This window comes from Tabrizicola sp. (assembly GCF_016793705.1).
Taxonomy (GTDB): Bacteria; Pseudomonadota; Alphaproteobacteria; order Rhodobacterales; family Rhodobacteraceae; genus Tabrizicola.
In genome coordinates this window covers 235,000-260,633 of the sequence record NZ_JAEULO010000068.1, presented here as the reverse complement: position 1 = coordinate 260,633, position 25,634 = coordinate 235,000, and the positions used below count along the sequence as shown (strand labels likewise).

Below are 25,634 nucleotides of genomic sequence, written 5' to 3'. Positions count from 1 at the left end.
GCCCCGACCTACGATGAGCGGGGTGGTCTTCTCCCTGGATGGTTTCCGGCGCGGGGCGCGGGATGGGGTGCCGCTGGCGGTGTCGATCTTTGCCTACGGGCTGGGGTTCGGGCTGGTCGCGGCGCAGGCGGGGTTCGGCGTCGTGAAGTCGGTGGCGATGAGTGCTGCGATCTATTCCGGGTCAGCGCAGCTGGCGGCAGTGAATCTGTTGCAGACCGGGCAGGCGACGATCTGGGCGCTGTTCGCGGCGATCCTGGTGATCAATGCGCGCTACCTGTTGTTCGGAGCGACCTTGCAGCCCTGGCTGTGGGGGGCGGGGCCGGTGAAGGCCTATGGCAGCCTGCTGCTGCTGGGGGACGCCAACTGGCTGATGACCATGCGGGCGATCCGGGCGGGCGAGGAGGACCGGGCCTACCTGGCGGGCACCGGCGCGCCGATTGCGGTGGGCTGGCTGTCGGGCACGGCGCTGGGGGCGGCGGCGGTTTCGGTGCTGCCGCGTCCCGAAGCGCTGGGCTTCGACCTGATGCTGCCCTGCTTTGCTGCCGGAATGGTGACGGCGATGGTGCACAGCCGGGTCGACCTGCTGCCGGTGGCGGTGGGCGCGGGGGCGGCCTTGGCGATCTTCCATCTCGCTGGGCCTGCGCCCGCGATCATCGGGGCGGGGCTGGCCGCCGGGGCTGTGGCGGCACTGATGCATCGGGGGGAGGCATGACCGACAGTTTCCCGGTCCTGCTGGCGGTGATGGCATCGGCGGCGCTCCTGTGCCGGGTCGCCGGGTTCACGCTGATGCGCTTCGTTCCGGTCTCGCCAAGGGTGGAGGCCGCGCTGCGGGCGACGCCGCTGGGGGTGATGGCCGGGATCACCGCGCTGGCGGTGCAGGCGGGCGGGCCGGCGGAGGGGCTGGCGCTGGCCGCGGTCGTGGGGCTGACGCTGGTGCTGCGCAGCGACGTGGCGGCGGCTTTGCTGGGGGTTGTCGTGGTGGCCGGGCTACGCTGGGCGGGGCTTTGAGGGGCTACTCCTCGTTCGCCTTCGGCTCCTCGTCGTGAGGGCGGTGCTCCAGCGAGGAGTGCACGAAAAGTGCTCGACGAGCGGTTCCCGCAAAGCAAAACCGGCGGCCCTTGCGGACCGCCGGTTTCGATTTCTGCAAGTGGTGCTCAGTGCAGCCGGGCTTCGACCTGGGCAATCGCGTCGTCGATCGAGGAGGACGCAGCCTCTGCCGTCATCTGCTTCGACAGCACGTCGCCTGCCGCGGCCACGGCCACCGAGACGGCCTGTTCGCGCACCTGGCGGATCGCGGCTGCTTCGGCCGAGGCGATCTGTTCGGTCGCCGAAGCCAGACGGCGGGCGATGGAGGCCTTGAGATCGGCCTTCGCCTGGGCGGCGGCGGCGAGCGCCTCTTCCCGGGCCTGCGACACGATCCGGTCGGCCTGTTCCTGCACTTCCTTCTGCCGACGCTCATAGGTGGCGAGGATCGACTTGGCCTCTTCGCGCAAGCTCCGCGCTTCGTCCAGTTCGGCCTTGATCGTCGCCGCGCGGGCGTCGAGCATGCCGGTCAGCTTCGCGGGAACCTTGGCGTAGATCAGGATGCCGATGAAGGCGATGAAGGCGATGAGCACCACGAAGTTGGTGTTCTGCAGCGAGAAGAACGGACCCGAGGCCGCCATCGCGGGCGAGGCCAGAAGGGCAAGGAGGATGGAGAGTTTCTTCATCGCCTTACCCCTTCAGCCGTGCCGTCACGGCAGCCGTGACCGTCTTCGCATCCGCCCCGCCCCCCAGCGCGCCGACCAGTTCGGCAGCCACGTCGCGGGCGACTTCGGCCACCGCAGCGGCGGCGCCGTCGCGGATGCCGGCGATGGTCTTCTCTGATTCCGCGGCTTTCGCGGCGATCTCGGCATCGGCCTTCGTGGTGGCGGCGTCGAGATCCTTCTGGATCTCGGCCTTGGCTGCCGCAACGATCTTGCCCGCTTCCGTCCGCGCATTGGCCAGCGCGTCGTTATAGGCCTTTTCGGCGGCGACGGCTTTCTGCTTCAGTTCTTCGGCGGCGGCGAGATCGTTGGTGATCGTGCCTTTCCGGTCGGCCAGCACCGCAGCGATGCGCGGCAGGGCGATCTTCGACAGCACGAAGTAGATCACGACCAGCGTGACCAGAAGCCAGAAGACCTGGTTCGGAATCCAGTCGCCGCAAAGCTGCGGCATGCCGATGGCGCCGCCATGTTCGTTGACGCAAAGGCCGGCGGCCTCCTCAACGATCGGTTCAGTTGACATCGTCGTCCCCCATCGGGTTCGTCTTCACGCCGGAACGGCGCCGATGATCCGGCGCCGCCAATCGCTGGGCGTCGTTCGTCGGATCAGACGGCGAACATCAGCAGGAGCGCGATCAGGAACGAGAAGATCCCGAGCGCTTCGGCGAAGGCGATGCCGACGAAGAGGTTGGCCATCTGGCCGGGAGCGGCCGACGGGTTGCGCAGGGCGCCCGACAGGAAGTTGCCGGCAATGTGGCCCACGCCGATGCCGGCGCCGCCCAGACCGATGGTTGCAAGACCGGCGCCGATGTATTTGCCGAGCAGAGCGAGTTCGCCTTCCATGATGTCTCTCCTATGGATGGAATGCTTGAGGTTGGTTGTCCGGACCCTAGTGGTGGGCGTCGCCGACGGCGTCGCGCAGGTACACGCAGGTCAGAATGGTGAAGACGTAGGCCTGGACCGAGGCGACCAGGAGTTCAAGCCCGTAGACCGCCGCGATGGCGGCAATCGGCAGCACCGAAGCCACGCCCATCGCGCCGGCGAACCCGGCGAAGACCTTGATCACGGCGTGACCGGCCATCATGTTGCCGCCAAGACGGACGGAATGGCTGAGCGGACGAACGAAATACGAGATCAGCTCGATCACGGCGAGGATCGGGCGCAGGATCAGCGGCGCCGAGGAAACCCAGAACATCGAGAGGAAGCCGAGGCCCTTGCGGTAGAAGCCGACGAGGGTGACGGTCAGGAACACCATCAACGCCAGCACCGCGGTGACGGCGATATGCGAGGTGGTGGTGAAGGACATCGGGATGAGGCCCAGGATGTTCGACAGGAAGACGAACATGAAAAGCGTCATCACATAGGGGAAGAACTTCAGGCCTTCGTGTCCCGCGACGTCTTCCACCAGCTTGTGGATGAAGCCGTAGAACATCTCGGCCACCGACTGCCCGCGCGAGGGGACGATGGCGCGGCGGCGGGTCGACAGGACGAGAAGCGCGATCATCGCGAGGATGGCGATGCCCATCCAGAGGGTGACGTTGGTGGGGGTGTACCAGTGGATCGGGCCGTCGCCGAACAGCGGCTTGACGATGAACTGATCCATCGGATGGATCGCCAGCCCGCTGCCGTGTTCTTCCGTCGCCATGGTCAGTTCCCTTCGTCCTGTCCGGCTTTGCCGGTCTTTCGTCCCAGTTCCTTCGCGGTGCCGAGCATCGTCTTGATGCCCGCGGCGAAGCCGAAGAGCGAGAAGATGATCAGAAGGACCGGCAGAGTGCCGAACAGCACGTCGAGCCCGTAACCGATGGCGGACCCCAGCAGGATGCCGGTCGCCAGCTCGATCACCATCCTCCAGGCCACCTCGCCCTGCGAGAAACCCCTGGCCGTTTCGGTCGGCTTCACCTCCGGCTTGCCCTTCGCCTGATGAAGCCGCGCTTCCAGGGCGCGGAGACGGTCAGGATCGGGTTCGGTTGCCATAAGGCTTGGCCCCTTCACGGTCGTCGCGGTTCTACGGAGCGGGGGGGCGAGAGTCAAGCGCGCAGAGCGGCAGGCAAGTATCTGTATTTGCTTGAGTTTGGAAGGTCATGCGGTGCCTTGGTGGCCCCCGGGTGCGCTTTCCCATATTCAACCCCGCGGTTGACGATTGCCAGGGCGCGCGGGATAAGCGGCGGATGACCGACCGACTGGATACCGTCTTTGCCGCGCTGGCCGACCCGACACGGCGGGCGATCCTGGCCATGCTGCTGGAAGACGACATGGCGGTGACGGATGTCGCCGAACCCTTCGCGATGAGCCTGGCCGCTATTTCCAAGCACCTGGCGGTCCTGTCGGAGGCCAGCCTGATCAGCCGGGAAAAGCGCGGCCGGGTGATCTGGTGCAAGCTGGAACCTGAGGCGATGCGCGAGGCGACGGTCTGGATGCGGGCCTTCGGGCAGGTTGATCCGCTGGACCTGGATGCCTTCGAACGGTTTCTGGAGCAGGAGTTGTCGGAGGAGGACTAATGTCCCCGCCGCCAGTGTCGCCAGCGCATCGCGAGCCGACGGCCCTTGCGGCGGCCCCGGATGATCAGTGCCGAGATCGGGCCGCGCAGGACAGGCAGGTCGACGGCGAGGAGGAGAAGGCCGAGGGGCAGCATCCAGACGCCAAGGACGGGCAGGAAGGCGAAGAAACCGCCCGCGATCAGGATCAGGGCAAGGGGGAAGCGGACTGGAAACCAGCTGTCGCGCCGCAGCGTCGACATCGGCCCGCGCAGGGGCGGGATCAGCCGCGCCAGCGCGTCGAACTGTCGTTGAAACCTGCGTTCGCCGTTGGTCATCCGTGCCCCCATGGTGACGAAAATGGAGACCGAGTCTTACAGCTTCAAGTCGGGACCGGGGCAGAGGCCGGATTCCGCTTGGCCAGGAGGAAAGCCGGGCCTACCCTTGACCGGAGAGGAGCAAGCGATGCTGAACGGACGCAGTTGGGACGACTGGATCGCCGAATATGCGGAAAGCCACCGGAACCGGTGGAACCGGCTGACGCATACTTTCGGCATCCCGATGATCGTGGTGGCGATTGCGCTGGGAATGTTGGCGATCTTCGTCGCGGGCCTCTGGCCCTGGGCCCTGGGGCTGTTCGTCCTGGGCTGGGCCTTGCAGTTCATCGGCCACGCCATCGAGGGCAAGCCGCCGGAGTTCTTCAAGGACTGGCGCTTCCTGCTGGTCGGCACGCGCTGGTGGTGGAAGAAGGTGACGGGGCGGGTGTGAGCCGCCGAAATCTTCAAGGATTTTGCACCGGAGCCTTTGAAGGCTCCGGCACGATATCTTCGTAGAAATCGGTCAACCGTCCACCCGGATGCGGGCGTTGGTCGGGTCGAAGGGGCTGTCTTCGGTCACGACGGCATCCCATTCCTTGAGCTGCATCTTGACCTTCAGCTTCGTGCCGGGAACCGCAAGGTCTGCGGGGACGTAACCCATGCCGATCTGCTTGCCGAAGGCGACCGAATAGCCACCCGAGGTCAGGCGGCCGACCTTGATGCCGCCGTTCAGGATGGCTTCCTTGCCCCAGGGATCGGCGTCCGCCGGGCCGTCGATCAACAGTGTCACGCATTTGGAGCGGATGCCGGTTTCCAGCATCCTGGCCTTGCCGCGGAACTCTTTCGACAGGTCGACAAAGCGCGGCAGGTCCGCCTCCAGCGGGGTCGCGTCGCGGCCAAGCTCGTTGCCGAAGGCACGGTAGGATTTTTCCTGCCGCAGCCAGTTCTGCGCCCGGGCACCGACGCCCTTCAGGCCGTGCTTTTCGCCAACCGACCAGATCAGGTCCCAGAGATAGCGGCCGAATTCGATCGGGTAGTGCAGTTCCCAGCCAAGCTCGCCGGTATAGGCCACGCGGACGGCGCGGACGGGGCACATGCCCAGCTCGATGTCGCGGTAGCTGAGCCAGGGGAAGCGCTTGTTCGACAGGACGGTGTCGGGGTCGGCGTCCTTGACGATCTCTTTCAGGAGCGCACGGGCGTTCGGACCGGCGAGGGCGTAGACTCCCCATTGGGTCGTCACGTCATGGATGTCGATGGCACCCTTGCCTGCGGCCATCCAGTCGTCGGCGGATTTCTGAAGGAAGTCGTAGTCGTAGGCCGTCCAGGCGCCGGCGGAGATCAGGTAGTATTCATCCTGCTTCAGCCGGACGATGGTGTATTCGGTCCGCGTCGTGCCGTGGTCGGTCAGGGCATAGGTCAGGTTGATCCGGCCCACGTTCGGCAGCTTGTTGCAGGTGAAGTGGTCGAGGAAGGCGGTCGCACCGGGGCCACGGACCAGGTGCTTGGTGAAGGCAGAGGCGTCGATGATGCCGACGGTGTTGCGGACGGCTTCGGCCTCGGCCTTCGCATACTGCCACCACTCACCCCGGCGGAAGCTGCGCGAGTTGTGGTCGAAGTCGGCGGGGGCATCCTTCGGGCCATAGTAGTTCGGGCGTTCCCAGCCGTTCACCTGACCGAATTGCGCGCCCATCACTTTCTGGCGGTCATAGGCGGGGGCGGTGCGCAAGGGACGGCAGGCTTCGCGTTCCTCGTCCGGGTGGTGCAGGATGAAGACGTGGTCGTAGCATTCCTCGTTCTTGCGGGAAGCGTATTCGGTGGTCATCCAGCCGCCGAAGCGCTTGGGGTCGAGCGAGGCCATGTCGATCTCGGCCTCGCCTTGCGTCATCAGCTGGGCGAGGTAATGGCCGGTGCCGCCCGCGGCGGTGATGCCGAAGGAGAAGCCTTCCGCCAGCCACATGTTGCGCAGGCCCGGGGCGGGGCCGACCAGCGGGTTGCCGTCGGGGGTATAGCAGATCGGGCCGTTGTAGTCGTCCTTCAGGCCCACGGTTTCCGAGGACGGGATCCGGTGGATGAAGGACATGTATTCCTGCTCGATCCTTTCGAGGTCGAGCGGGAAGAGGTCGGCGCGGAAGCTGTCGGGGACGCCATACTGGAAGCGGGCGGGGGCGCCTTTCTCGTAGGGGCCGAGGATCCAGCCGCCGCGTTCCTCGCGCACATACCACTTGGCGTCGGCGTCGCGCAGGACCGGGTGCTGCGGGTTGGTCTTGCGCCATTCCACCAGCGCCGGGTCGGGTTCGGTCACGATATACTGGTGCTCGACCACCACGGCGGGGGTCTTGATGCCGAGGAGCTTGGCCGTCCGCTGGGCGTGGTTGCCGGTGGCGGTGACGACGTGCTCGGCGGTGATGTCGAACTTGTCGTCGGTGGCGACCAGCATCCCGCCCTTTTCCTCAAGCCGGGTGCAGGAGACGATCCATTCGCTGCCAGTCCAGCGGTAGCCGTCGACCTGAACCTTGCGCTCGATGGTGGCACCGTGCTGGCGGGCGCCCTTGGCCATGGCCTGAGTCACGTCGGCCGGGTTGATGTAGCCGTCCTGCGGGTGGTAGAGCGCGCCGATCAGGTCTTCGGTGCGGACCAGCGGCCAGCGGTCCTTGATTTCCTTGGGACTAAGGAACTCGTGATAGACCCCGGCGGTCTCGGCGACGGAGGAGTAGAGCATATACTCGTCCATCCGCTGCTGGTGTTGCGCCATCCGCAGGTTGCCGACGACATAGAAGCCCGCGTCGAGGCCGGTTTCAGCCTGCAGGCCCTTGTAGAAGTCGACCGAGTACTTGTGGATGTGGGTGGTCGCGTAGCCCATGTTGAAGAGCGGCAGCAGACCGGCGGCGTGCCAGGTGGAGCCCGCGGTCAGCTCGTCGCGTTCCACCAGCATGGTGTCCCAGCCGGCTTTCGCCAGGTGGTAGGCGATCCCGGTGCCGACCGCGCCGCCGCCGACGACAAGGGCTTTCACATGGGTTTTCATCTGGGGGCTCCCGCAAAAGGTTTGCCCCTATCTGACAGAGGCGCGAGAAGGCGGGCAAGTCCACCCGACCTTTGGCGTCAGAAAACGACATTCGCGACAAGCCGCCGCAGTCTTGCCCGGATTCTGGGGTTGAAGGGCGGAAAAGGGAATCGGGCATGATCGTTAGCGACACGCTTCCGCGCAATTCGGCCCGGCCCGCGCTGGTGGCGCTGGGGGCGATTGTCGTTTCGTGGCTGGCCGAGATCGCGGCGCAGGTGGGGACGTTCGGGCCGGGGGGCGAGTTGTCGCTCTGGGGCGTGCAGACGGCGGTGGCGCAAAGCGCGGTGGTGGTGGCGGGGCTGGTCCTCGGGCTGGCGCTGGTGGGGCGGCTGGACCTGCTGGCGCGGGCGGTGACGCTGTTGTTCCTGCTGGGGGCAGTGCTGAACCTGGCGCTCTGGACGCTGGTTCGCGAGGCGCCCGGCCTGTTCGCGACCGAGGCGCGGGTGGCGGCGGTGCGGGGAGTGTCGCATCTGCTGCAGGTGGCGCTGCTGGTCTGGCTGCTGCGGGGGCCGTGGCGGCAATGGCTCCGGGCGGGGCTGGTGATGGCGGTGGTGTTCCTCGGCACCAAGGAGGTGGCGCTGCGCTGGTTCCCGGTGGACGCGCTGTATGTTTTCCCCGATGCGGAATGGGACGAGGCCTATACGCCGGTCGATGTCGAGGCGCTGTATGCGGCTCAAGACCGGCTGATGGGGGAGCAGGTCGCGGCGCTGACGCCGCAGGTGCCGGGGGTGCCGGAGGTTTTTGCCCTGGCGCTGGGGGGCACGGCGGAGCAGTCGGTGTTCCTGACCGAGGTGGACAGCGTCTCGGCCATTCTTGACGTGCAATTTGGTTCGGGCGGGCGGACGCTGCGGCTGGCGAACAGCCACGACCATCCGATGCGGTATCCGCTGGCGAACCGGGCGAACCTGGCCCGCGCGCTGGCCGAGATCGGCCGACGGCAGGGGCCGGAGGATGTGGCTTTCCTCTTCCTCGCCTCGCATGGCCGTGAGGACAGCTTTGCGCTGGATTTCCCCGAGGCAGGGACCCGTGACCTGATGGCGACGGAGTTTGCGGCGATGCTGGAGGCCAGCGGGATCGGCCCCGCGGTGATCGTCGTCTCGGCCTGCCATTCGGGGTCGTTCATCGACGACATCGCCGCGCCCGACCGGCTGATCATCACCGCGGCGCGGGGGGACCGGACCTCGTTCGGGTGCCGCGACGGGGCGGAGTGGACGGAGTTCGGACGGTCGTTCTTCGATCTCGGGCTGCGGTCGGAGCCGGACCCGCGCAAGGCCTTTCCGCTGGCGGCGCAGGACGTGGCGCGGAAGGAAGCGGCGGACGGGCTGACGCAGAGCCTGCCGCAGATCAGCGAAGGGGCGGAGATCGGGGCGGTACTGGACCGGCTTCTGGCGGCGCGCTGACGGGGGCGCTCGTCGTGCACTTCGTTTCTCCTCGCCACCGACGAGAAGCCGAAGGCGCGCGAGGAGGCGACCCGGCTTGCCGCCGCGCGAAATCTGCGCAAGCTTGGCCCGGACCAGTACGGAAGGCGGATGAGATGAGCGGCTTCAACCAACCCCTCGGGGGCAACGACATGCCGCGCTTCGGTGGACCGGCGACGATGATGCGGTTGCCTGCGGCGACCTCTGCCAATGGGCTGGATGCGGGTTTCATCGGCATTCCGATGGACCACGGCACCTCGAACCGTCCCGGCACCCGGCTTGGCCCGCGGCAGATCAGGGATGAATCCCGGATGATCCGGCCGTACAACATGGCCACCGGGGCTGCGCCCTTCGACCACCTGCAGGTGGCCGATCTGGGCGATGTGGCGATCAACACTTTTGATCTGAAGAAGACGGTCGACATCATCACCGCGCACTACCGCGAGGTGCTGTCGCATGGGGTGATCCCGCTGACGCTGGGCGGCGACCATACGCTGACCTGGCCGATCCTGCGGGCGATCAAGGAGCGGCACGGGCCGGTCGCGCTGATCCACATCGACGCCCATGCCGACATCAACGACACCATGTTCGGCGAAAAGGTCGCGCACGGCTGCCCCTTCCGCCGGGCCTGGGAGGATGGCTGCCTGATCAACGACAAGGTGTTCCAGATCGGGCTCCGCGCCACCGGCTATGCGGCGGATGATTTCGACTGGGGCCGCAGGCAGGGCTGGACAGTGGTGCAGGCCGAGGAGTGCTGGCACAAGTCGCTGACCCCCCTGATGAAGATCGTGCGGGAGAAGATCGGCGATGCACCGGTCTATCTGTCCTATGACATCGACAGCCTGGATTCGGCCTTCGCCCCCGGCACCGGGACGGTGGAGCCGGGCGGGCTGACCACCTGGCAGGGGCTGGAGATCATCCGGGGCTGCGCCGGGCTGAACCTTGTCGGCTGCGATCTGGTCGAGGTGTCACCGCCCCATGACCCTTCGGGCAACACCGCGCTGATCGGGGCGAATTTCCTGTACGAGATGCTGTGCGTCCTGCCGGGCGTGCCGCAGAACCCGTCGCGGTTTTCGGGGCTGACCTTCTAGTTTTCCGCCGGAACCGCGCTTTCGACGGTGCAGCGCTTGACGCCGTCCTTGCCGGTCTTGCAGCCGGGCTTGGCGGCATTCGCCGGGGCCTTGGCTTCCTCTGCCGGTCCCGCGTCGTCGTCGCCGCCGAAGAGGCCGCTCAGGAATCCGCCGCCGCTGCCCTCTTCGGTTGGCACCTCCTCTGCCTGGGCTGCCTCGGCCTCGGCGCGTTCGGTCTCGGCCCTTGTGGCCTCGGAGGCCGAGCGCGCGGCGACATCGGCGAGATAGGCATCGCGTTCCACCCCGTCCAGCGCCGAGGCGAGAACGATCACCGGCACCTCGCCCAGCCCCTCGACCTTGTCGACGACGCTTGCGTTCATCGCCTTGACGTGAAGCGTTTCGAGGAAGGGCACCAACTCTTCGTCCGTCATCCGTTTCGGCGCGAGGATGCGAAGATGGATCTGTGCGCCCACATCGGCGAGGAAGTAGCGGCCCCGAAATCCGTCGGGCAACAGGTCCTCGGTCACGTCTAGACCGCGCACGGTGGCGAATTCGGTGCCGCGGAACTCGGCGGTTTTCATCCGAAGCTCCAGCCGCTGCTGCATCGCGGCGAAGCTGGTGAAGATGATGTTGGGATAGCGGATCGCCTTGACGATCACCTTGCGGTCGCCCTTCTGGAAGGTCAGGGCCGCGACCTCGACGCCCGAACCGGCGGCGCCCTCGGCCATCGCCTTCACTGCCGCGACGCCCTTCTTGTCGGCGTTCTTGCTGCTTTTCGGCAGGAAGCCGTCGATGTCGCCGGCTTCGACCGGGCGGGCCTTCCAGCCTTCGGGCGGATTCGGCAGCATGTCGGCAAGCTTCTTCGGCATCCCGTGTGCGCCACCACCGCCCATTCCCGAGATGCGCCCGGAAAGCCCTTGGAGATATTCGCCGAAGGTCAGCCCCCCGGCATCCTCGCGCCCGGACCATCGGGCGGACATCTTGTAGTCGACGAACATGAACCCCCCGGCACTGAGGGCGAAGATCACGAGAAAACCGATCAGTCGGAACACGGGTCAGTCCTTGGTAACTTTGGCCCTGGGAACGGCGGCCTAGGCGGGTCTGGCAGTGGTGATAGCGGGCAATTTTGGCAAGCTTCGGGCAGGATGCGGGTATCCGCCTAACTTTGTTGCCGAAGCGAAGCCAGTGCGAAGAGTCCGGCGGCCACCACGATGATCGAGGGGCCGGTGGGCGTGTCCTGCCAGAGCGAGAGGGCGAGGCCGCCGATCCCGGAGGCGGCGCCGATCGCGATGGCGAGGGCGGCCATCGCCTCGGGTGTGCGGGCGAAGCTGCGGGCGGTGGCGGCGGGGATGATCAGCATGGCGGCGATGAGAAGCGCGCCGACGATCTTCAGCGCCACGGCGACGACCAGCGCGAGGGCGATGACGAGGACAAGCCGCTCGCGGTCGGGGCGGATGTCGGCGGCATGGGCGAGGTCCTCGCTGACGGTGGCGGTGAGAAGCGCCTGCCAGCGCCAGGCCAGAAGGGCGAGGACAGCCAGCGCGCCGAGCCAGACCAGCGCAAGGTCGCCCCGGCTGACGGCGAGGATGTCGCCGAAAAGATAGGCGGAGAGGTCGGTGCGCACGGTCGGGAAGAAGCTGACCGCAACCAGGCCGAAGGCCAGCGCGGAATGGGCCAGGACGCCGAGCGTGGTGTCCATCGCCCAGCCCCGCGCCGAGAGGCCCGCGACGGTGACGGCCATGGCAAGGGCAACGGTCAGCGTGCCAAGGCCGATGGGCAGGTCGGTCGCCAGCGCCAGCGCCACGCCCAGGACGGCGGCATGGGCGGTGGCATCGCCGAAATAGGCCATCCGCCGCCAGACGACGAAAGACCCGAGCGGGCCGGTGGCGAGCGAGAGGCCGACGGCGGCAAGCCCGGCGCGCACAAGGAAATCGTCAAGCATGGGGATGATCATGGCTGTGGTCGTGCCCGTGGTGATGGTGGTGCGGCCCGTCCTCATGCGCGTGGTCGTGTTCGTGGCGGTAGAGCGCCAGCGCGCCCTGCGTCCCGAGACCGAAGAGCGCGCGGTATTCCGGCGCGGTCGAGACCACGCGGGGCGTGCCCTCGCAGCAGATATGGCCGTTGAGGCAGATCACCCGGTCGCTGGCGGCCATCACCACATGCAGGTCGTGGCTGATCATCAGAACGGCGGCGCCGGTTTCCGCCCTCACCTCCTCGATCAGCCGGTAGAAGGCCGCCTCGCCGGGCTGGTCGAGGCCGGAGGTCGGCTCGTCCAGCATCAGGAGCTGCGGGCGACCCAATAGCGCGCGGGCCAGCAGCACCCGCTGCAACTGGCCGCCGGACAGCGTGGTCATCTGCTCATGCCCCTGCCCCGCCATGCCGACACGCGCCAGCGCCTCCCCGGCCTGGGCATCGCTGACGCGGGAGGGGAGCGACAGGAACCGGCGCACGGTGATCGGCATGGTGCGGTCGATCGTCAGCCGCTGCGGGACATAGCCGATGCGCAGGCCGGGCTGGCGGGTGATCCGCCCCTCGGCGGCCGGAACGATGCCCAGGAGCGCCCTCAGCAGCGTGGACTTGCCGGACCCGTTGGGGCCGAGGATGGTGACGATCTCGCCGGGCCGGACGGTCAGGCTGATGTCGTGAAGCACTTCCTCCGCCCCGAAGCGGACGCAGATGTGGTCGGCGGTGATCAGGCTCATGCGGCCTCCCGGCAGTTCGGGCAGAGGCCGAGCGCCTCGATGGTCGAGCGTTCGACCTGGAAACCGGCGCGGGCGGCCTCGGCGTCGAGTGCCGTGCGGGCGGCGGAGGCTTCGGCCTCGGCGACCATGTGGCAGAGGCGGCAGATCAGGAAGGCGGGGGCGTGGTCCTGACCGGGATGGGTGCAGGCGGTGAAGGCATTCAGCCGCTGGATGCGGTGGGCAAGGCCTTGCTCCACCAGGAATTCCAGCGCGCGATAGGCGACGGGGGGCTGGTTGCCGAAGCCCTCCACCGCCAGCCGGGCCAGCACGTCATAGGCGCCGAGCGCCTTGTGTTCTTCCAGCAGGATTTCCAGAACCCGGCGGCGGACCGGGGTCATCCTTGCGCCGCTGGCCTTCGTCAGCGCCTCGGCCCGTTCCAGCGCATCATGGGCGCAATGGGTGTGGTCATGGGCGGCGAAGGCGAGGTCGGGGGAGGTGGAATCGGGCATGGGCGGTATCACGGGGGTTGACGTGTTATGATATTACATACATAGATCGGCGCAAAGGAAAGGCCAGACTGATGCGTTATATCATTACTCTCCTCATGACCGCCACCCCCGCCCTCGCCGAGGTGCCTTCGGTCGTGACCGACATCCCCCCGGTGCACGCTCTGGTCGCGCAGGTGATGGGCGATCTGGGGCAGCCGGAGCTTTTGCTGGCCAAGGGGGCGGACGAGCATGACTTCCAGCTGCGTCCCAGCCAGGCCGGGGCGGTGGCCGGGGCCGGTCTGGTGGTCTGGATCGGGCCGGAGCTGACGCCCTGGCTGGAGGGTGCACTGGAAACCCGGCCCGAAGGCGCGGCCTCGCTGGCGCTGCTGGATGCCGAGGGAACCCTGCGCCGCAGCTATGCCGAGGGCGAGGGAGAGGACGATCACGACCACGACGAAGCGGGCCACGACCATGGCTCCGAGGACCCCCATGCCTGGCTCGACCCCGGCAATGCGCAGGTCTGGCTTGGGCTGATCGCGGCGGAACTGGCGCGGCTGGACCCGGAGCATGCGGGCACCTATCAGGCCAATGCAGAGGCGGCGGCGGCGCAGGTCGCGGCGCTGGACGCAGAGGTGGCGGCGATCCTGGCGCCGGTGCAGGGCAAGCCCATCGTCAGCTTCCACGATGCCTTCGGCTATTTCGGCGACCATTACGGGCTGGATTTCGTCGGCAGCATCGCGCTGGGGGATGCCTCGTCGCCCGGTGCCGCGCGGTTGGCCGGGTTGCGGCAGCAGATCGAGGCGGGGGGCGTGGTCTGCCTCTTCCCGGAGGTGCAGCATGACCCGGCCTTGATGGACCAGCTGGCCGAGGGGACCGGGGTCAGGATCGGCGCCGCACTGGATCCGGTGGGGTCCTCGCTCGAGGCCGGGCCGGGGGCCTATGCGGCGCTGCTGCGCGGTCTGGCGGAAACGATCGCGGACTGCGCGGGCGGGTGATGTCCACGCTGGACGGACTGGCGGCCTTCAATGATTTCAAGGAATTGCGCGTGGGTGTTCAGGATCGGTAAACCACGGGCGGAAGGGGGCAGGACTGCCCACCCCGCCCGTGCTGGCCGGATCAGAACATATACGAGACGCGCAGGCCGAACAGGTCGAGATCACGCTCATAGGCGGGCTGGTTGTCGTCGCGGATCGCATCGTAGTTCACATCGACCCGCACCGGCATGCCGCCCCCCGGTTGCCAGCCCAGACCGACGGACAGTCCGCGCCCGGTGGTATCGAGATTGTTGCCGGGGCCATTCTCGCTGATGCCCTTGACCATGACCGCGCCCAGCGACCAGGTCAGCTCTCCGCCGTTCGCCAGCTGGTTCGTCAGCGTGCCGCGCAGGCGCAGGACGGTGTCGACGCTGCACCAGGAGGGCGAACTGCCGGTGCAGGCGTCGGCGCCATCGCTCATCGTCGCGCCGCCGAGCACGTCGAGGTTGCCCTCGATCCCGTAGCTCAGCGCAGCCGTGCCGGCGAAGCGGTAGCCCGCCGTCAGGGCGAGCGAAACGTCGGTCGCATCCGCTTCATAGCCGGGAACGACCGGAGAGACCGTGCTGGTCCGGGTGAGGCCAAGGCCGATACCGTAGTAGAACCCATCCTGGGCGGCGGCGCTCTGGCCGAGGAGAAGCGCTGAAGCGGCGGCGAGGATGGCGAGTTTCATTTCCTGATCCTTTTTTTTGCGGCGGCGGGCGAACGGCCCGAACCTGCACACTGAAGATGCGGGAAGTTTACCCGCCCTGATTGTGGCCGAAAAGCATGCGAAACTGTGAATTCTTTTGGCTGCGGCTGAGTTGTCACAGGGGCGGAAGGATGCAGGGATGCGGCGGGAGAGTCGGGGTGAACCCCGACCTACGCCAGCTTCGACAGGGCTTCGCAGTCGACATGCGCCGCCAGGTGGTCAGCGAGGGCGTCGAGGGTTTCCTCGACCGTGGCGTCGTAGCTGGCATTGCCCGGCGTGGCGCCGAGGCTGGCGAGGAAGGCGCGCCGGAATCTGTCTTCGCTGAACATGCCGTGCAGGTAGCTGCCCATGACGCGGCCATCGGCGCGGATCGCGCCTTCGGGCTGGCCGTTCACGGTGAACATCGGGCGGGCGCGGTCGGGGCCGTCCGTGCGACCGAGGTGGATTTCGTAGCCGGTGACGCGGGTGCCGGAGGCGGGATGGATCGCTTCGGTTTCCGTGACGCGCTTGTCGGGGGTCATCGTGGTGGTGAGGTCGAGAAGGCCGAGGCCGGGGACGGAGCCGGGCTTGCCCTCGATGCCGTCGGGGTCGGCGATTTCCTTCCCGAGCATCTGGTAGCCGCCGCAGAGGCCGAGGACTTTTGCGCCGCGTCTCAGGGCGGCGGCGAGGTCGATGTCCCAGCCCTGCGCCCGGAAATGGGCGAGGTCGGCGATGGTGGCCTTGCTTCCCGGCAGAATGATCAGGTCGGCCTCGACCGGCAGGGGCTGGCCGGGCTTGACGATCTTCAGAGTGACGCCGGGCTCCTGCGCCAGCGGATCGAGGTCGTCGAAATTGGCGATACGGTTCAGGTGGGGGACGGCGATGAGGAAGCTGCCGCTGCCGCGCGTGCCCCCGAGATCGGCCGCGTCTTCGGCGGGGAGGCGGTGGGCCTGGGGGAACCAGGGGATGACGCCGAGGGCCTGCCAGCCGGTACGGCTTTCGATCAGGCGGTAGCCCTCGTCGAAAAGCCGGGGGTCGCCGCGGAACTTGTTGACCAGGAAGCCCCGGATCAGCGCGGCATCTTCGGGGTCGAGAACGGCCTGCGTACCGACCAGTTGCGCGATGACGCCGCCGCGGTCGATGTCTCCGGTCAGGATCACCGGCACATCGGCGGCGCGCGCGAAGCCCATGTTGGCGATGTCCCCCGCTCGCAGGTTCACTTCCGCCGGGCTGCCCGCGCCTTCGACGATGACGAGGTCGGCTTGTGCCTGCAGGCGGCGGAAACTGTCCAGCACCGGGGTCATCAGCTGCGGCTTCAGCACCGCATAGTCGCGGGCCTTCACCGTGGTCAGGCGTTGGCCCTGCACGATGACCTGGGCGCCGGTTTCGGATTCGGGCTTCAGAAGGACGGGGTTCATGTCGACATGCGGCGACGCCTTGCAGGCACGGGCCTGCAGGGCCTGGGCGCGGCCGATCTCGCCGCCCGTCGCCACCGCGGCGTTGTTTGACATGTTCTGCGGCTTGAACGGGCGGACGGTCATTCCGAGCCGCGTGAAATGACGGCAGAGGCCCGCGACGAGCAGCGACTTGCCGACGTTCGAGCCTGCGCCCTGGATCATGAAACGATAGGTCATGCGCCCCCTTATCATGCGCGGCGGCGTCGCAGCCAGCGCCAGAAGCGACTCCCGCCGGTCCCGGCGGCGACGCCGCGGGTTCGCGCCATGCCCCCCGGCCAGGGTGGCTTTGGGCTTGACCCCGACATGTCCCGGCGGTCTGTTTGCGCAAACACCGCCGGGCGGCGGAATGGGAGGAATCGCGATGCAGAAACCGCAGGTCGGGCTGGTCGGCCTTGGCACCATGGGGGCGGCACTGGCGCTGAACATCGCGGAGAAGGGGTTTCCGATCGCGGTCTGGAACCGGACGACCAGCGTGACGCACGATTTCCACGCCGGGGCGGGCGATCTTGCCGCGCGGATCGTGCCGACCGACACGCTGCAGGCGCTGGTCGCGGCGATGGCAGGCCCGCGCTCGATCATCCTGATGGTCCCGGCGGGCCAGCCGGTCGACGACCAACTCGCCGCGCTGGCGCCGCTCCTCCAGCCCGAGGATCTGGTGATCGACGCGGGCAACGCCAACTTCCACGACACCAACCGCCGGGCGGCGGCGGGCCTGCCCTTCGGCTTCATGGGCATCGGCGTGTCGGGGGGCGAGGAAGGGGCGCGGCATGGGCCGGCGATCATGGCGGGCGGCCTGCCCATCCACTGGCAGCGGATGCGCAAGGTGTTCCAGGCCATCGCCGCCCGGGCCGAGGACGGCACCCCCTGCGCCGACCACATGGGCGAAGGCGGCGCGGGCCATTTCGTCAAGGCCGTCCACAACGGCATCGAATATGCCGACATGCAGATGATCGCCGAAGTCTATGGCGTGATGCGCGACGGGCTGGGGATGAGCGCCGCAGAAATCGCCCCGGTTTTCGCGCGCTGGAACGAGGGCGTGCTGCGGTCCTACCTGGTGGAGATTTCGGCGGCGGTGGCAGGGGCGGCGGATCCGGTCAAGGGCGGGCCGCTTCTGGACATGATCGTCGATGCGGCGGGGCAGAAGGGCACCGGGCGCTGGACGGCGATCGAGGCGCAGAACCTCGGCACCCCGATCCCGGTGATCGAGGCGGCGGTGATGGCGCGGAACGTGTCCTCCCGGCGCGGCGAGCGGGCAGCGGGCGAGGCCTTGTACGGGCCGGGGCCGGAGCGGGTTGAGGTTGCGCTGGACGATCTGGAACAGGCGCTGATCGCGGGGAAGATCCTGTGCTATGCCCAGGGCTTCGCGATGATGACGGCGGCGGCGGGCGAGTTCGGCTGGGCCTTGGACATGCCCCGGGTGGCGCGGGTCTGGCGGGCGGGCTGCATCATCCGCTCGGCGATGCTGAACGACATGGCAGAGGCGCTTGCCGAGGACCCCGGTCGCAACCTGATGCTGGCCCCCTTCTTTGCCGATCACCTGCGCCGGACGCTTCCGGCCTTGCGCCGGGTGGTGGCGGCGGGCGCGCTGCATGGGCTGGGGCTGCCCGCGCTGTCGGCGGGGCTGGCCTGGTTCGACCTGATGCGGACGGCGCGCGGGACGGCGAACATGATCCAGGGCCAGCGCGATTTCTTCGGGCTGCACGGATTCCAGCGGATTGACGGGCTGGACCAGCCGCACGGACCCTGGGCGAAAGGCTGAGGACGCTCACGCTGCCGGGGCGGGTGCGCTGAGCGTATAGACAAGCTCGGGCAGAACCACCTCCCAAGCCTCGCGATGCAGGTGGCGGGCGTAGTCGTCCTGACCGTCCTTCCCGCGCCAGCCGAGGATCGCGGCGACCTCGCCGCACAGGAGTGCGCCCGTATCGGGTGGGTGGAAAGAGCGTGACATGCGGCCCAGCACGATTCCCGCCTCGTTCTCGATCTGCCAGCGGTCGCCCTGCCGCAGAAGACGCACCGGATCGCCCGGACGCGCGGCGGCGATGGCGGCAAGCGCGGGATGGCCGGGTTTCAGGCGTCCGGCGTAGGACAGGTCCACCAGCTTCGGATCGGCAGGAATGTAGTGCCGGTGCACGCCGGGCGCGGCGGTAAGGTCCGGACGGACCCGGCGCGGCAGGACGCACCCGCCCGGCCGGACAAGGGCATGGGCGCCGCCGGTCAGCACGGTCAGGGTCTGCCTTGCCCGCGTCATGGCGACATAGAACAGGCGGCGCGGGGCCTCGGCATCCTCGTTGCGGGACGGGCGGTCCCAGCCGCCGTCCAGGATCGCGACATGGTCGAACTCCAGCCCTTTGGAACGATGCGCGGTCAGAAGCAACAGCCCGCGCTGCTCGCCCCGCGCCGAGCGGGCCCATTCGCCGAACCATTGCACCAGATCGGGGACGGTCGCGGTCTTTTCCGCCAGCTCGCGGGCCAGGGCGCCGATCCCCTCGCCGACCAGGTCGGTCCAGCGGGTCTGCGGCTGGGCGTTGAGGAGCGCGACAAGGTCGTCGACACCCAGCATCCGCGCACGGTCTGCCAGGAGCGCGCGGATGAAGGCCTGCATCTCGCGCAGGCGCCAGAGGCTTGGCATCTTCTCGTTCGCCATGTCGACCGGGATGCCGAGCGCCTCGGCATGGGCGCGCAGCGGAAGGAGCCGCTTCCAGTCGCGGGCGATCACGGCGCATCTGCGCCAGGACCAGTCCGGGTCGAGACGCGACAGGCGCTGCAACTCGTCCAGGGCCGCCACCGCCTGCGCCCGCGCGCCCGGCCCGGCGTCGAGCAGGGTGACGCGGCCCTGCGCCGCCGGGTCGAGTGCAGACCAGTCGCCCCCCGGCGGGTCCTTCGCCCGCGCGCGGTTCACGGTGATGTCGTGCCCCGCCTTCATCCGCCCCGCCGCCGGGGCGATGACGGCATTCGCGGCAGCGATGATATGGCCGGTGGAGCGGTAGTTCTCGGTCAGCCAGACGGGCTTCGCGGCATGATCCGCCTCGAAGCGGCGGATGAAGTCGATCGAGGCCCCGGCGAAGGCGTAGATGTTCTGGTCGTCGTCGCCCACCGCGAAGAGGCTGATCTTCAGGTCGGGGTCCTCCAGCGACCGGCCCGCCACCGCGCCGATCAGGGCGTATTCCTCGGGGCCGATGTCCTGATATTCGTCGACCAGAAGCCATCGGTAGCCCTGGATCAGCGTCTCGCGAAGGGCCTCGGCCTCGGGCCGGGTGAGGCCGTCGCCGCGCAGAAGCGCCACCGCCTGCATGACGATGCCGTCAAAGTCGCGCTCGCGACCCGGGTCGCCCGCGAAGCTGGCACCGACCAGCCGCATCGCCAGCGCGTGGCAGGTCAAGACCGTGACCAGCACCGCATCCTCGCCGATCAGGCGGCGCAAGCGTTCGCGGACTTCGGCTGCGGCGTGACGGTTGTAGGTCAGAACCAGGATGCCGCGCGGGTCCTCGCGCCGGACCCGGACCAGATAGGCGATGCGGTGGACAAGGACGCGGGTCTTGCCCGACCCCGGCCCCGCCAGCACCAGCACGTTGGTCTGCTCGCGGTCGTCGCGCACGATCTCGGCCTGGGCGGGATTGTCCAGCGCCTCGACGATGGCGCGCCATGAGGCGCTGGTGGTCTGCCGCCGGAGGTCGGTGGAGCGCCCCGGCAGCCACTGCCGCAGGAAGCTGTCGCGGTCGAGCCTGAAGTAATCCTCGGCCAGCTTCTGCGCCCGATTGATGTCGGCAAGCCCGATTTCGGCATAGGCGGCCATCACATGCGTCTGGATCGTCGTTTCGGTGTAATGCTCTTCCAAAGGCGCAAAATGATTCAGCGTGAAGAGCCCACCCTTCGGGTTCAGATGCACGGTGATTGCCGGGCGGAACACGGTCAGCCCGCGGCCCAGCGTCACGATCCGCTGCTCATGCAGCCAGAGAAGCGCGCGGTCCATCAGCCGGGTCATGTCCTTGACGTCAGCCCGCAGAAGGGCATCGCCGTTCAGCGCGTCCAGCATCGCGCCAAGGATGGTGTCGACCTGGACATCCTTGCCCCGCGCGCCCTTTGCCGCCCGCCCGATCAGGTGCGACAGCAACACCTGCGCCCCTTGCCGGCGGAGATCGGCGATGCGCGCGACCAGCGACCACGACCGCCCCAGCCGCAGCGACAGACTGTTCCGGCTGAGCTTTCGCAGCGTCAGGCTACCGCTCTTGCCCTCGTGGTCGCGCCCGTCCTGCGCCATGCTGCGCAGGATCGTCTCGACCAGATCGGGCCGCACCTGGACATGGCCCCGGTCGCGGAGCGCCTGACAGGTTTCGGTCAGATGGAGTGGCAGCACGCTGCCCTGCGCATCTGGCGCGGCCTCCTGCATGAGTTCGATCAGGTCGGTCTCCAGCCGTGCCGCCTGCTCCAGCCGCCGGGTCGAGGCGTCCTCGACGCCGAGGTGCAGGTAGACGGTGATCGCGGTGTCGTTGCGGGCGATCCCCAGCGCCTCCAGATCGGCCAGGGCCTTGGCCACGCCCTTGCCCGCAAGCCCGGTCGCGCCGATCAGATCGTCGGTCGACACGCCAGCGTCTGGGGCCGCGTTCATCACATGGCGGACAAGATCCAGAAGCTGCTTCTTCCGCGCCCCCGTGATATCGGCACGGTCAAGGATTGCCGCCGCGTCCTCGACCGTGCGGATGCGTAGCGCGGAGGGGAAGACCATCACCCGGTTCTCCTCACGCGAGAGGAGCGTCGCCTCCTCCAGCCAGGCGACGGCGGTCTTGACGCGGGTGTCGTCGGTCTGCCGGTCGCGCTCGAACGCCTGGTCCTTCTCCTCGCGCACGATCTCGCCCGGGGTGGCGACCACCTCGCCCGACTTGTGCTTCTCCATCCGCCGAAGCGCCTTGAGGATCGCGCCGATCTCGTGCCGGGCCAGTCGCGACCGGGCCGAGAGCGAGAATTGCCGCTCGACATCCTCGGGGTCGTAGAGCAGCACACAACGGGCGGGTGCCCGGTCCCGGCCTGCGCGGCCCGCCTCTTGCAGGTAGTTCTCCAGCGAGCCCGGAATGTCGGCGTGCACCACCAGCCGGATGTCGGGCTTGTCGATGCCCATGCCGAAGGCGTTGGTCGCGGCGATGACCCGAAGCTGGCCGGTGCGGAAGGCCTCCTGCACCTCGCGCTTGCGCTCGGGCTCAAGGCCCGCATGGAAGTGGTCCGCCGCCAGCCCCTGCGCCTTGAGATGCCCCGCCACCCGTTCGGTCGTGGCGCGCGTGGCGCAATAGACAATCGCGCCCGAGCCACCTTCGGACGGCAAGTGCGCCTCGATTGCCGTCAGGATGTCGGAGAGCTTGGTGGCCTTCTGCGTCGGCAGGACATCGAAATGCAGGTTGGTCCGCACCGCGCCACCATCGAGAAGCATGAGGTCGACGCCCACACGCGTCTGGAAATGGTCGCGGATGTCGCGCACCACCTCCGGCTTCGCCGTGGCGGTCAGGCACAGGACCGGCGGCACGCTGTCGCCCGAGGATTCCCTGATGAAGCGGCTGACATAGCGGTAGTCGGGGCGGAAATCGTGGCCCCATTTCGAGATGCAATGCGCCTCGTCCAGCACCCAGAGCCCGACCTCGCGCTGGTGCAGCACGGAGCGGACGGAAGGCGAGCGCAGCTGTTCGGGCGAGATCAGCAGCATCGCCGCATCGCCCATCCGCACCTTCTCCAGCGCGTCGTGGCGTTCGGGCAGCGACAGCATCCCGTTCACCGTGACGGCGCAGGAGATGCCCGCCCGTGCCATGCCCTGCACCTGGTCTGCCATCAGCGCGACAAGGGGCGAGATGACCACCGTCAGCGCCCCGGTCCGGTCAAAGCGGGACAGGGCCGGGATCTGGTAGCAGACCGATTTCCCGGTGCCGGTGGGCAGGATGCCCAGCACCGACTTGCCCGCCATCGCCTCGGCGACGATGCGTTCCTGAAGCGGCCTGCGGGTTTCCGGGTCCACGGGCTCTGGCCGGAAGGCGGGAAAGCCGAACCAGCGCTCCAGCGCGCGGCCCGGATCGTTTCCCTCGCGGCACCAGGCGCAGGCCGGGTCGCCGCAGTTGGAGTCGCGCAGGTCGCGGACGATCCGCGCGGCCTGCGGGAACTGCAACCGCACCCAGGGCGGCATCACCGAGGCCCCGCCCGCGACCGAAATCCAGGCCAGCGCATAGGCCATCGGCCAGCCGTTCTGCGGATCGGAGAGGCGCTCGAGCGTCTGGTCGAGCCGGTGGTTGCAGGCCTGCCCCGTCAAGAGCCGCCGGATCGCCGCATGGGCTGCCGCCTCGCCGGGGGCGGGGCCGCGCAGCGCCTGGAAGAGGGCATCGAAGCCCGGCGCCTCGGACCCGCGGGTGGTCAAGTGGTGCCAGGCGGCCAGTGTGTCCGGGCTTTCCTCTCCCAGCCGGGCGAAGGCGGCGATCTGGTCGGACAAAAGCTGCATCGCCAGCCGGGCATCTTCCACCGGGTCGTTGACATGGCCGACCTCCAGCCGCCCGTCCTGATAATGCTTGACCAGGTGGTGATAGGGATTGCGCGGGAAGGCGAGCGGGTTCAGCCAAAGCGTGTCGACGGCCGCTGCGCCCAGCCCGGCCAGCCGCGCCCGGTTCGCCGCCAGATGCGGCAGGTCATGGCGCAGGATGTTGTGCCCGACGAGATGTGTCGCCCCGGCACTGAACGCCTCCAGCCGGTCGAGTGCCATGTCGAGAGCGGCCCAGGGTCCGGCGCGGTAGGCCAGCGTCTCCCCGCCCCGCAGCGCGCCGAAGGCGAAAAGCCGCGCGGTCTTCGGGTCCACCTCCAGGTCAATGGACAGGCAGCGCGCCAGGAAGCTGTCGGTCTGACTGGTCAAGGGTCCGGACCCCGTCGCAAGGGCTGGTCAGGGCAAGGCATTGTTAATGCAATCAATCAGCGCCCGGCCTGCGCTGCAATGGCTTTCTTGGCCGCGGGACGGCCGCACCGAGGCGGGGCTACGGGCCTCCGGGATCGTCAGGGTCTTCGGGAAGTGGTGGCGAGGGAGGGACTCGAACCCTCGACCTCGCGATTATGAGTCGCGCGCTCTAACCAGCTGAGCTACCTAGCCACTGGCGGGCGGATTAAGGGCGCGGCGGGAAGAGGTCAAGGGTGAATCGGCTCGGCTTGGGCCTCCTCGTTCGACTTCGTCTCCTCGTCGGGAACAGCCGAATGAGGAGCAGCCCTAGTGCGCCACCCTTGGCCTGCCCGAAGCCGTGGCCGTGACCCGCGCTTCGATGAACATGGTGCGGCCCTCGATCTCGACCTCGTTCACCTCGCGCTCGACCGTCACCCGCAGGTCCACCGCCCCGGCCTCCCGCGCGCGGGAAGAGGCGTCGGCGACCAGCGCGGCTTCCAGCGCGGCGAGAGCGACTTCCGAGGAGGAGAAGCTTTCCAGCCCTTCGGCCAGATGCGCGACGTAGCGGCCTTCGGCGGGCGACGACACCGTGCCGGTTGCCCGCTGGCTGACCTGCCCCGCCACCGCGCCGATGGCGTTCGCCACACCGGCATGTTCGGGCAGGATCGTCTGGCAATGCAGCCTTTCGCCCACCGCACCATAGTAGGAGGGGGCCGAGGCGCCGAGGCCGATGACCGGGACGCCAAGCCTGACGTCCAGCTCCAGAACGCCCCGGTGCCGGGCGAGGCCCGCCCTGGTCAGCGTGTGGCGGGCGAGGGTTTCCGGCGCTTCATCCGCGAACTCCGCATCCTCGCCGAAAGCGGCTTCCAGAAGGCAATCGACTGTCTGCTGCGTCAGTTGATCCACCACCGCTTGCGCGAAGACCTTCGGCCCGGTGGCGAAGCGCTCGCCCGCCCCGGTGCGCCTCTTGGCGATCAGGCGCAGGGCCTTTTCCGCTGCCGCGCCGTCCCAGCTGTCCAGCCGCCCCAGCACATGCGCCGCGTCCGAGGGGGTGACGCCCGAGAGCATCACCAGCCCCCGCGCGACCAGCCGTTCCAGCGCCGCGACCTCGAGCCGCGAGGTCAGCGCGGCGGCCATGGTCATCGGCCTGGTGATCCGCTCCAGCACCGCCAGTTCGCGGGCGTTCAACCCGCCGCGCTGGCCCGACATCGGCACGACGAAACGGCCGTCCATCTCGCCCACCGCCTCGGACGAGAGCCAGCGGTCGAGCGCCGCATGGACCATCTCGCCATGCTCCATCGCGAGGAGCGAGACCGGCATCAGCCGACGGGGGCCAAGCCGCAACCCGCCCGTCAGGCCTTCCGTTACCAGATGCACCTCGCTGTCGCCGCCAAGGCCGGTCGTGCGCATCGCCACCGCCTCGACCATAGTGCGGAAGCCGCCCACCCGCGCGCCCTGCGGGTCGATCTCGGGCAGCCCGCCGCGCAGGAGCGCCACGTCGGTCGTCGTCCCGCCGATGTCGCTGACCAGCGCGTCGGAGGCCCCGGTCAGCCAGCGCGCGCCGACGATGCTGGCGGCGGGGCCACTGAGGATCGTCTCGATCGGCCGTTCGCGCACCATGGCGGCGGAAATCAGCGCCCCGTCGCCGCGCACCACCATCAGCGGCGCGTCGATGCCCACCTGCACCAGATGCCGCTCGCAGGCGGCGACCAGCCGGTCGATCATCCCGATCAGCCGGGCGTTCAGCACGGCGGTGAGGGCGCGCTTCGGGCCGTTCAGGTTGGCGGACAGCTCATGCGAGCAGGTCACGGGCCGCCCCGTCACCCGGCGGATCAGGTCGCGCGCCGCGATCTCGTGCGCGGGGTTCCGCGTCGCGAATTGTGAGGCGACGGCGAAGCCCGACACCTCGTCGCCCAGTTCCCGCACCATGAGTTCCAGCAGCCCGAGGTCCAGCGGTGCGGCCTCGGTCCCGGCATGGGTATGCCCGCCTGGCAACTTCACCACCGGGTCGCCCTTCAAGGCCTCGGTCAGGCCGCTGCGGCCGAGGTCGGCATCGTCGAAGCCGATGAAGACCAGCGCCACGCGGGCGCCCTGGCCCTCGACCAGCGCGTTGGTCGCCAAAGTGGTGGAGAGCGACACCAGCGCCACGTCCGCCGCCCCGACCCCCGCCGCCGCGATGGCCGCATCCACCGCCTCGCCGATCCCCACCGCAAGGTCGTGCCGCGAGGTCAGCGCCTTGGCCTTGCCGAGGACCGTATTCGCCGCCTCGTCCAGGATCACCGCATCGGTATAGGTGCCCCCGGTATCGACACCCAGAAAGATCGCCATCTTCG

General features: G+C 68.5%; 23 protein-coding genes and 1 tRNA gene. 8 read left to right on the top strand and 16 right to left on the bottom strand.

The genetic code is table 11. The features are described 5' to 3' along the window. Positions 1-22: 22 nt before the first annotated feature. Positions 23-712, top strand: coding sequence for an AzlC family ABC transporter permease (locus JNJ68_RS18745; RefSeq protein ID WP_294985078.1), 690 nt, complete (start codon positions 23-25; stop codon positions 710-712). Continuing rightward, positions 709-1,008 carry an AzlD domain-containing protein gene (locus tag JNJ68_RS18740; protein ID WP_294985076.1) on the top strand — a complete coding sequence of 100 codons (300 nt, stop codon included), beginning with the start codon at positions 709-711 and terminating at the stop codon, positions 1,006-1,008. Before JNJ68_RS18745 ends, JNJ68_RS18740 begins: the two co-directional genes overlap by 4 nt. A gap of 146 nt (positions 1,009-1,154) precedes the next feature. Here JNJ68_RS18740 and JNJ68_RS18735 read toward each other — a convergent pair whose 3' ends face one another. The 5 genes from JNJ68_RS18735 to JNJ68_RS18715 form a co-directional block, all read right to left on the bottom strand. After that, positions 1,155-1,709, bottom strand: a complete 555-nt coding sequence (locus JNJ68_RS18735) for a F0F1 ATP synthase subunit B (protein ID WP_294985073.1) — start codon at positions 1,707-1,709, stop codon at positions 1,155-1,157. A gap of 4 nt (positions 1,710-1,713) precedes the next feature. Continuing rightward, positions 1,714-2,265 (bottom strand): F0F1 ATP synthase subunit B', encoded by a 552-nt coding sequence (locus JNJ68_RS18730; protein ID WP_294985070.1) that lies wholly within the window; start codon positions 2,263-2,265, stop codon positions 1,714-1,716. Between the two features lie 83 nt (positions 2,266-2,348). Beyond that, positions 2,349-2,585: a F0F1 ATP synthase subunit C gene (locus tag JNJ68_RS18725; protein WP_294974368.1), complete on the bottom strand. Its 237-nt coding sequence runs from the start codon at positions 2,583-2,585 to the stop codon at positions 2,349-2,351. A gap of 46 nt (positions 2,586-2,631) precedes the next feature. Then, complete coding sequence (locus JNJ68_RS18720) at positions 2,632-3,387, bottom strand: F0F1 ATP synthase subunit A (RefSeq protein ID WP_294985067.1); 756 nt, start codon at positions 3,385-3,387, stop codon at positions 2,632-2,634. A 2-nt stretch (positions 3,388-3,389) separates the two neighbouring features. Beyond that, complete coding sequence (locus JNJ68_RS18715; RefSeq protein ID WP_294985065.1) at positions 3,390-3,716, bottom strand: AtpZ/AtpI family protein; 327 nt, start codon at positions 3,714-3,716, stop codon at positions 3,390-3,392. Positions 3,717-3,910: 194 nt separating this feature from the next. Here JNJ68_RS18715 and JNJ68_RS18710 point away from each other — a divergent pair, with 194 nt between their 5' ends. Next, a complete protein-coding gene (locus JNJ68_RS18710; RefSeq protein WP_294985063.1) occupies positions 3,911-4,240 on the top strand; it encodes a metalloregulator ArsR/SmtB family transcription factor in 330 nt (109 codons plus the stop codon). Here the strand turns inward: JNJ68_RS18710 and JNJ68_RS18705 are convergent. Then, a complete protein-coding gene (locus JNJ68_RS18705) occupies positions 4,237-4,554 on the bottom strand; it encodes a hypothetical protein (RefSeq protein ID WP_294985060.1) in 318 nt (105 codons plus the stop codon). The genes JNJ68_RS18710 and JNJ68_RS18705 overlap by 4 nt on opposite strands. A gap of 127 nt (positions 4,555-4,681) precedes the next feature. On the opposite strand from JNJ68_RS18705, the gene JNJ68_RS18700 reads away from it, so the two are divergent. Next, entirely contained in the window at positions 4,682-4,984 is a 303-nt protein-coding gene (locus JNJ68_RS18700; protein WP_294985058.1) for a DUF962 domain-containing protein, read from the top strand. A 72-nt stretch (positions 4,985-5,056) separates the two neighbouring features. Here the strand turns inward: JNJ68_RS18700 and JNJ68_RS18695 are convergent, their stop codons facing one another. Continuing rightward, positions 5,057-7,555: an FAD-dependent oxidoreductase gene (locus JNJ68_RS18695; RefSeq protein ID WP_294985056.1), complete on the bottom strand. Its 2,499-nt coding sequence runs from the start codon at positions 7,553-7,555 to the stop codon at positions 5,057-5,059. Between the two features lie 155 nt (positions 7,556-7,710). Between JNJ68_RS18695 and JNJ68_RS18690 the strand changes: the two genes are divergently transcribed. Further along, positions 7,711-8,994, top strand: coding sequence for a C13 family peptidase (locus tag JNJ68_RS18690; RefSeq protein ID WP_294985053.1), 1,284 nt, complete (start codon positions 7,711-7,713; stop codon positions 8,992-8,994). A gap of 134 nt (positions 8,995-9,128) precedes the next feature. Further along, positions 9,129-10,103 (top strand): agmatinase, encoded by a 975-nt coding sequence (gene speB, locus JNJ68_RS18685; RefSeq protein WP_294985050.1) that lies wholly within the window; start codon positions 9,129-9,131, stop codon positions 10,101-10,103. On the opposite strand, the gene JNJ68_RS18680 is transcribed toward speB, so the two are convergent. From JNJ68_RS18680 to JNJ68_RS18665, 4 genes are all read right to left on the bottom strand, one after another. Further along, a complete protein-coding gene (locus tag JNJ68_RS18680; RefSeq protein WP_294985047.1) occupies positions 10,100-11,134 on the bottom strand; it encodes a hypothetical protein in 1,035 nt (344 codons plus the stop codon). The two genes, speB and JNJ68_RS18680, sit on opposite strands and share 4 nt — an antisense overlap. A gap of 107 nt (positions 11,135-11,241) precedes the next feature. Continuing rightward, positions 11,242-12,024, bottom strand: a complete 783-nt coding sequence (locus JNJ68_RS18675; protein ID WP_294985044.1) for a metal ABC transporter permease — start codon at positions 12,022-12,024, stop codon at positions 11,242-11,244. Beyond that, positions 12,017-12,784, bottom strand: a complete 768-nt coding sequence (locus tag JNJ68_RS18670; protein ID WP_294985042.1) for a metal ABC transporter ATP-binding protein — start codon at positions 12,782-12,784, stop codon at positions 12,017-12,019. Before JNJ68_RS18670 ends, JNJ68_RS18675 begins: the two co-directional genes overlap by 8 nt. Beyond that, positions 12,781-13,272: a Fur family transcriptional regulator gene (locus JNJ68_RS18665; protein ID WP_294985039.1), complete on the bottom strand. Its 492-nt coding sequence runs from the start codon at positions 13,270-13,272 to the stop codon at positions 12,781-12,783. The genes JNJ68_RS18670 and JNJ68_RS18665 overlap by 4 nt, the downstream gene beginning before the upstream one ends. 71 nt (positions 13,273-13,343) lie before the next feature. Between JNJ68_RS18665 and JNJ68_RS18660 the strand changes: the two genes are divergently transcribed. Further along, on the top strand, positions 13,344-14,246 hold the full coding sequence (locus tag JNJ68_RS18660; RefSeq protein WP_294985036.1) for a zinc ABC transporter substrate-binding protein: 903 nt from the start codon (positions 13,344-13,346) through the stop codon (positions 14,244-14,246). Positions 14,247-14,367: 121 nt separating this feature from the next. Here the strand turns inward: JNJ68_RS18660 and JNJ68_RS18655 are convergent, their stop codons facing one another. Further along, a complete protein-coding gene (locus JNJ68_RS18655; protein WP_294985034.1) occupies positions 14,368-14,955 on the bottom strand; it encodes a hypothetical protein in 588 nt (195 codons plus the stop codon). 188 nt (positions 14,956-15,143) lie between these two features. Further along, the gene (locus JNJ68_RS18650) at positions 15,144-16,586 is read right to left on the bottom strand and encodes a cobyric acid synthase (RefSeq protein WP_294985032.1); all 1,443 of its coding nucleotides are present in this window, start codon (positions 16,584-16,586) and stop codon (positions 15,144-15,146) included. A 184-nt stretch (positions 16,587-16,770) separates the two neighbouring features. Between JNJ68_RS18650 and gndA the strand changes: the two genes are divergently transcribed. Then, positions 16,771-18,168, top strand: a complete 1,398-nt coding sequence (gene gndA, locus JNJ68_RS18645; RefSeq protein ID WP_294985030.1) for an NADP-dependent phosphogluconate dehydrogenase — start codon at positions 16,771-16,773, stop codon at positions 18,166-18,168. Positions 18,169-18,174: 6 nt separating this feature from the next. Here the strand turns inward: gndA and JNJ68_RS18640 are convergent, their stop codons facing one another. The 3 genes from JNJ68_RS18640 to JNJ68_RS18630 form a co-directional block, all read right to left on the bottom strand. Further along, complete coding sequence (locus JNJ68_RS18640) at positions 18,175-23,136, bottom strand: RecQ family ATP-dependent DNA helicase (protein WP_294985204.1); 4,962 nt, start codon at positions 23,134-23,136, stop codon at positions 18,175-18,177. 301 nt (positions 23,137-23,437) lie between these two features. Then, a tRNA-Met gene (locus JNJ68_RS18635) sits at positions 23,438-23,514 on the bottom strand. 114 nt (positions 23,515-23,628) lie between these two features. Further along, positions 23,629-25,629 (bottom strand): hydantoinase/oxoprolinase family protein, encoded by a 2,001-nt coding sequence (locus tag JNJ68_RS18630; protein WP_294985027.1) that lies wholly within the window; start codon positions 25,627-25,629, stop codon positions 23,629-23,631. Positions 25,630-25,634 lie beyond the last annotated feature (5 nt).

What these genes read in the sequence shown, in the direction of transcription:
- JNJ68_RS18740 (WP_294985076.1), top strand. Translation starts at nt 709, where the DNA reads ATGACCGACAGTTTCCCGGTCCTGCTGGCGGTGATGGCATCGGCGGCG.
- JNJ68_RS18735 (WP_294985073.1), bottom strand. Translation starts at nt 1,709, where the DNA reads ATGAAGAAACTCTCCATCCTCCTTGCCCTTCTGGCCTCGCCCGCGATG.
- JNJ68_RS18730 (WP_294985070.1), bottom strand. Translation starts at nt 2,265, where the DNA reads ATGTCAACTGAACCGATCGTTGAGGAGGCCGCCGGCCTTTGCGTCAAC.
- JNJ68_RS18725 (WP_294974368.1), bottom strand. Translation starts at nt 2,585, where the DNA reads ATGGAAGGCGAACTCGCTCTGCTCGGCAAATACATCGGCGCCGGTCTT.
- JNJ68_RS18720 (WP_294985067.1), bottom strand. Translation starts at nt 3,387, where the DNA reads ATGGCGACGGAAGAACACGGCAGCGGGCTGGCGATCCATCCGATGGAT.
- JNJ68_RS18715 (WP_294985065.1), bottom strand. Translation starts at nt 3,716, where the DNA reads ATGGCAACCGAACCCGATCCTGACCGTCTCCGCGCCCTGGAAGCGCGG.
- JNJ68_RS18710 (WP_294985063.1), top strand. Translation starts at nt 3,911, where the DNA reads ATGACCGACCGACTGGATACCGTCTTTGCCGCGCTGGCCGACCCGACA.
- JNJ68_RS18705 (WP_294985060.1), bottom strand. Translation starts at nt 4,554, where the DNA reads ATGACCAACGGCGAACGCAGGTTTCAACGACAGTTCGACGCGCTGGCG.
- JNJ68_RS18700 (WP_294985058.1), top strand. Translation starts at nt 4,682, where the DNA reads ATGCTGAACGGACGCAGTTGGGACGACTGGATCGCCGAATATGCGGAA.
- JNJ68_RS18695 (WP_294985056.1), bottom strand. Translation starts at nt 7,555, where the DNA reads ATGAAAACCCATGTGAAAGCCCTTGTCGTCGGCGGCGGCGCGGTCGGC.
- JNJ68_RS18690 (WP_294985053.1), top strand. Translation starts at nt 7,711, where the DNA reads ATGATCGTTAGCGACACGCTTCCGCGCAATTCGGCCCGGCCCGCGCTG.
- speB (WP_294985050.1), top strand. Translation starts at nt 9,129, where the DNA reads ATGAGCGGCTTCAACCAACCCCTCGGGGGCAACGACATGCCGCGCTTC.
- JNJ68_RS18675 (WP_294985044.1), bottom strand. Translation starts at nt 12,024, where the DNA reads ATGCTTGACGATTTCCTTGTGCGCGCCGGGCTTGCCGCCGTCGGCCTC.
- JNJ68_RS18670 (WP_294985042.1), bottom strand. Translation starts at nt 12,784, where the DNA reads ATGAGCCTGATCACCGCCGACCACATCTGCGTCCGCTTCGGGGCGGAG.
- JNJ68_RS18665 (WP_294985039.1), bottom strand. Translation starts at nt 13,272, where the DNA reads ATGCCCGATTCCACCTCCCCCGACCTCGCCTTCGCCGCCCATGACCAC.
- JNJ68_RS18660 (WP_294985036.1), top strand. Translation starts at nt 13,344, where the DNA reads ATGCGTTATATCATTACTCTCCTCATGACCGCCACCCCCGCCCTCGCC.
- JNJ68_RS18655 (WP_294985034.1), bottom strand. Translation starts at nt 14,955, where the DNA reads ATGAAACTCGCCATCCTCGCCGCCGCTTCAGCGCTTCTCCTCGGCCAG.
- JNJ68_RS18650 (WP_294985032.1), bottom strand. Translation starts at nt 16,586, where the DNA reads ATGACCTATCGTTTCATGATCCAGGGCGCAGGCTCGAACGTCGGCAAG.
- gndA (WP_294985030.1), top strand. Translation starts at nt 16,771, where the DNA reads ATGCAGAAACCGCAGGTCGGGCTGGTCGGCCTTGGCACCATGGGGGCG.
- JNJ68_RS18640 (WP_294985204.1), bottom strand. Translation starts at nt 23,136, where the DNA reads ATGGCACTCGACCGGCTGGAGGCGTTCAGTGCCGGGGCGACACATCTC.
- JNJ68_RS18630 (WP_294985027.1), bottom strand. Translation starts at nt 25,629, where the DNA reads ATGGCGATCTTTCTGGGTGTCGATACCGGGGGCACCTATACCGATGCG.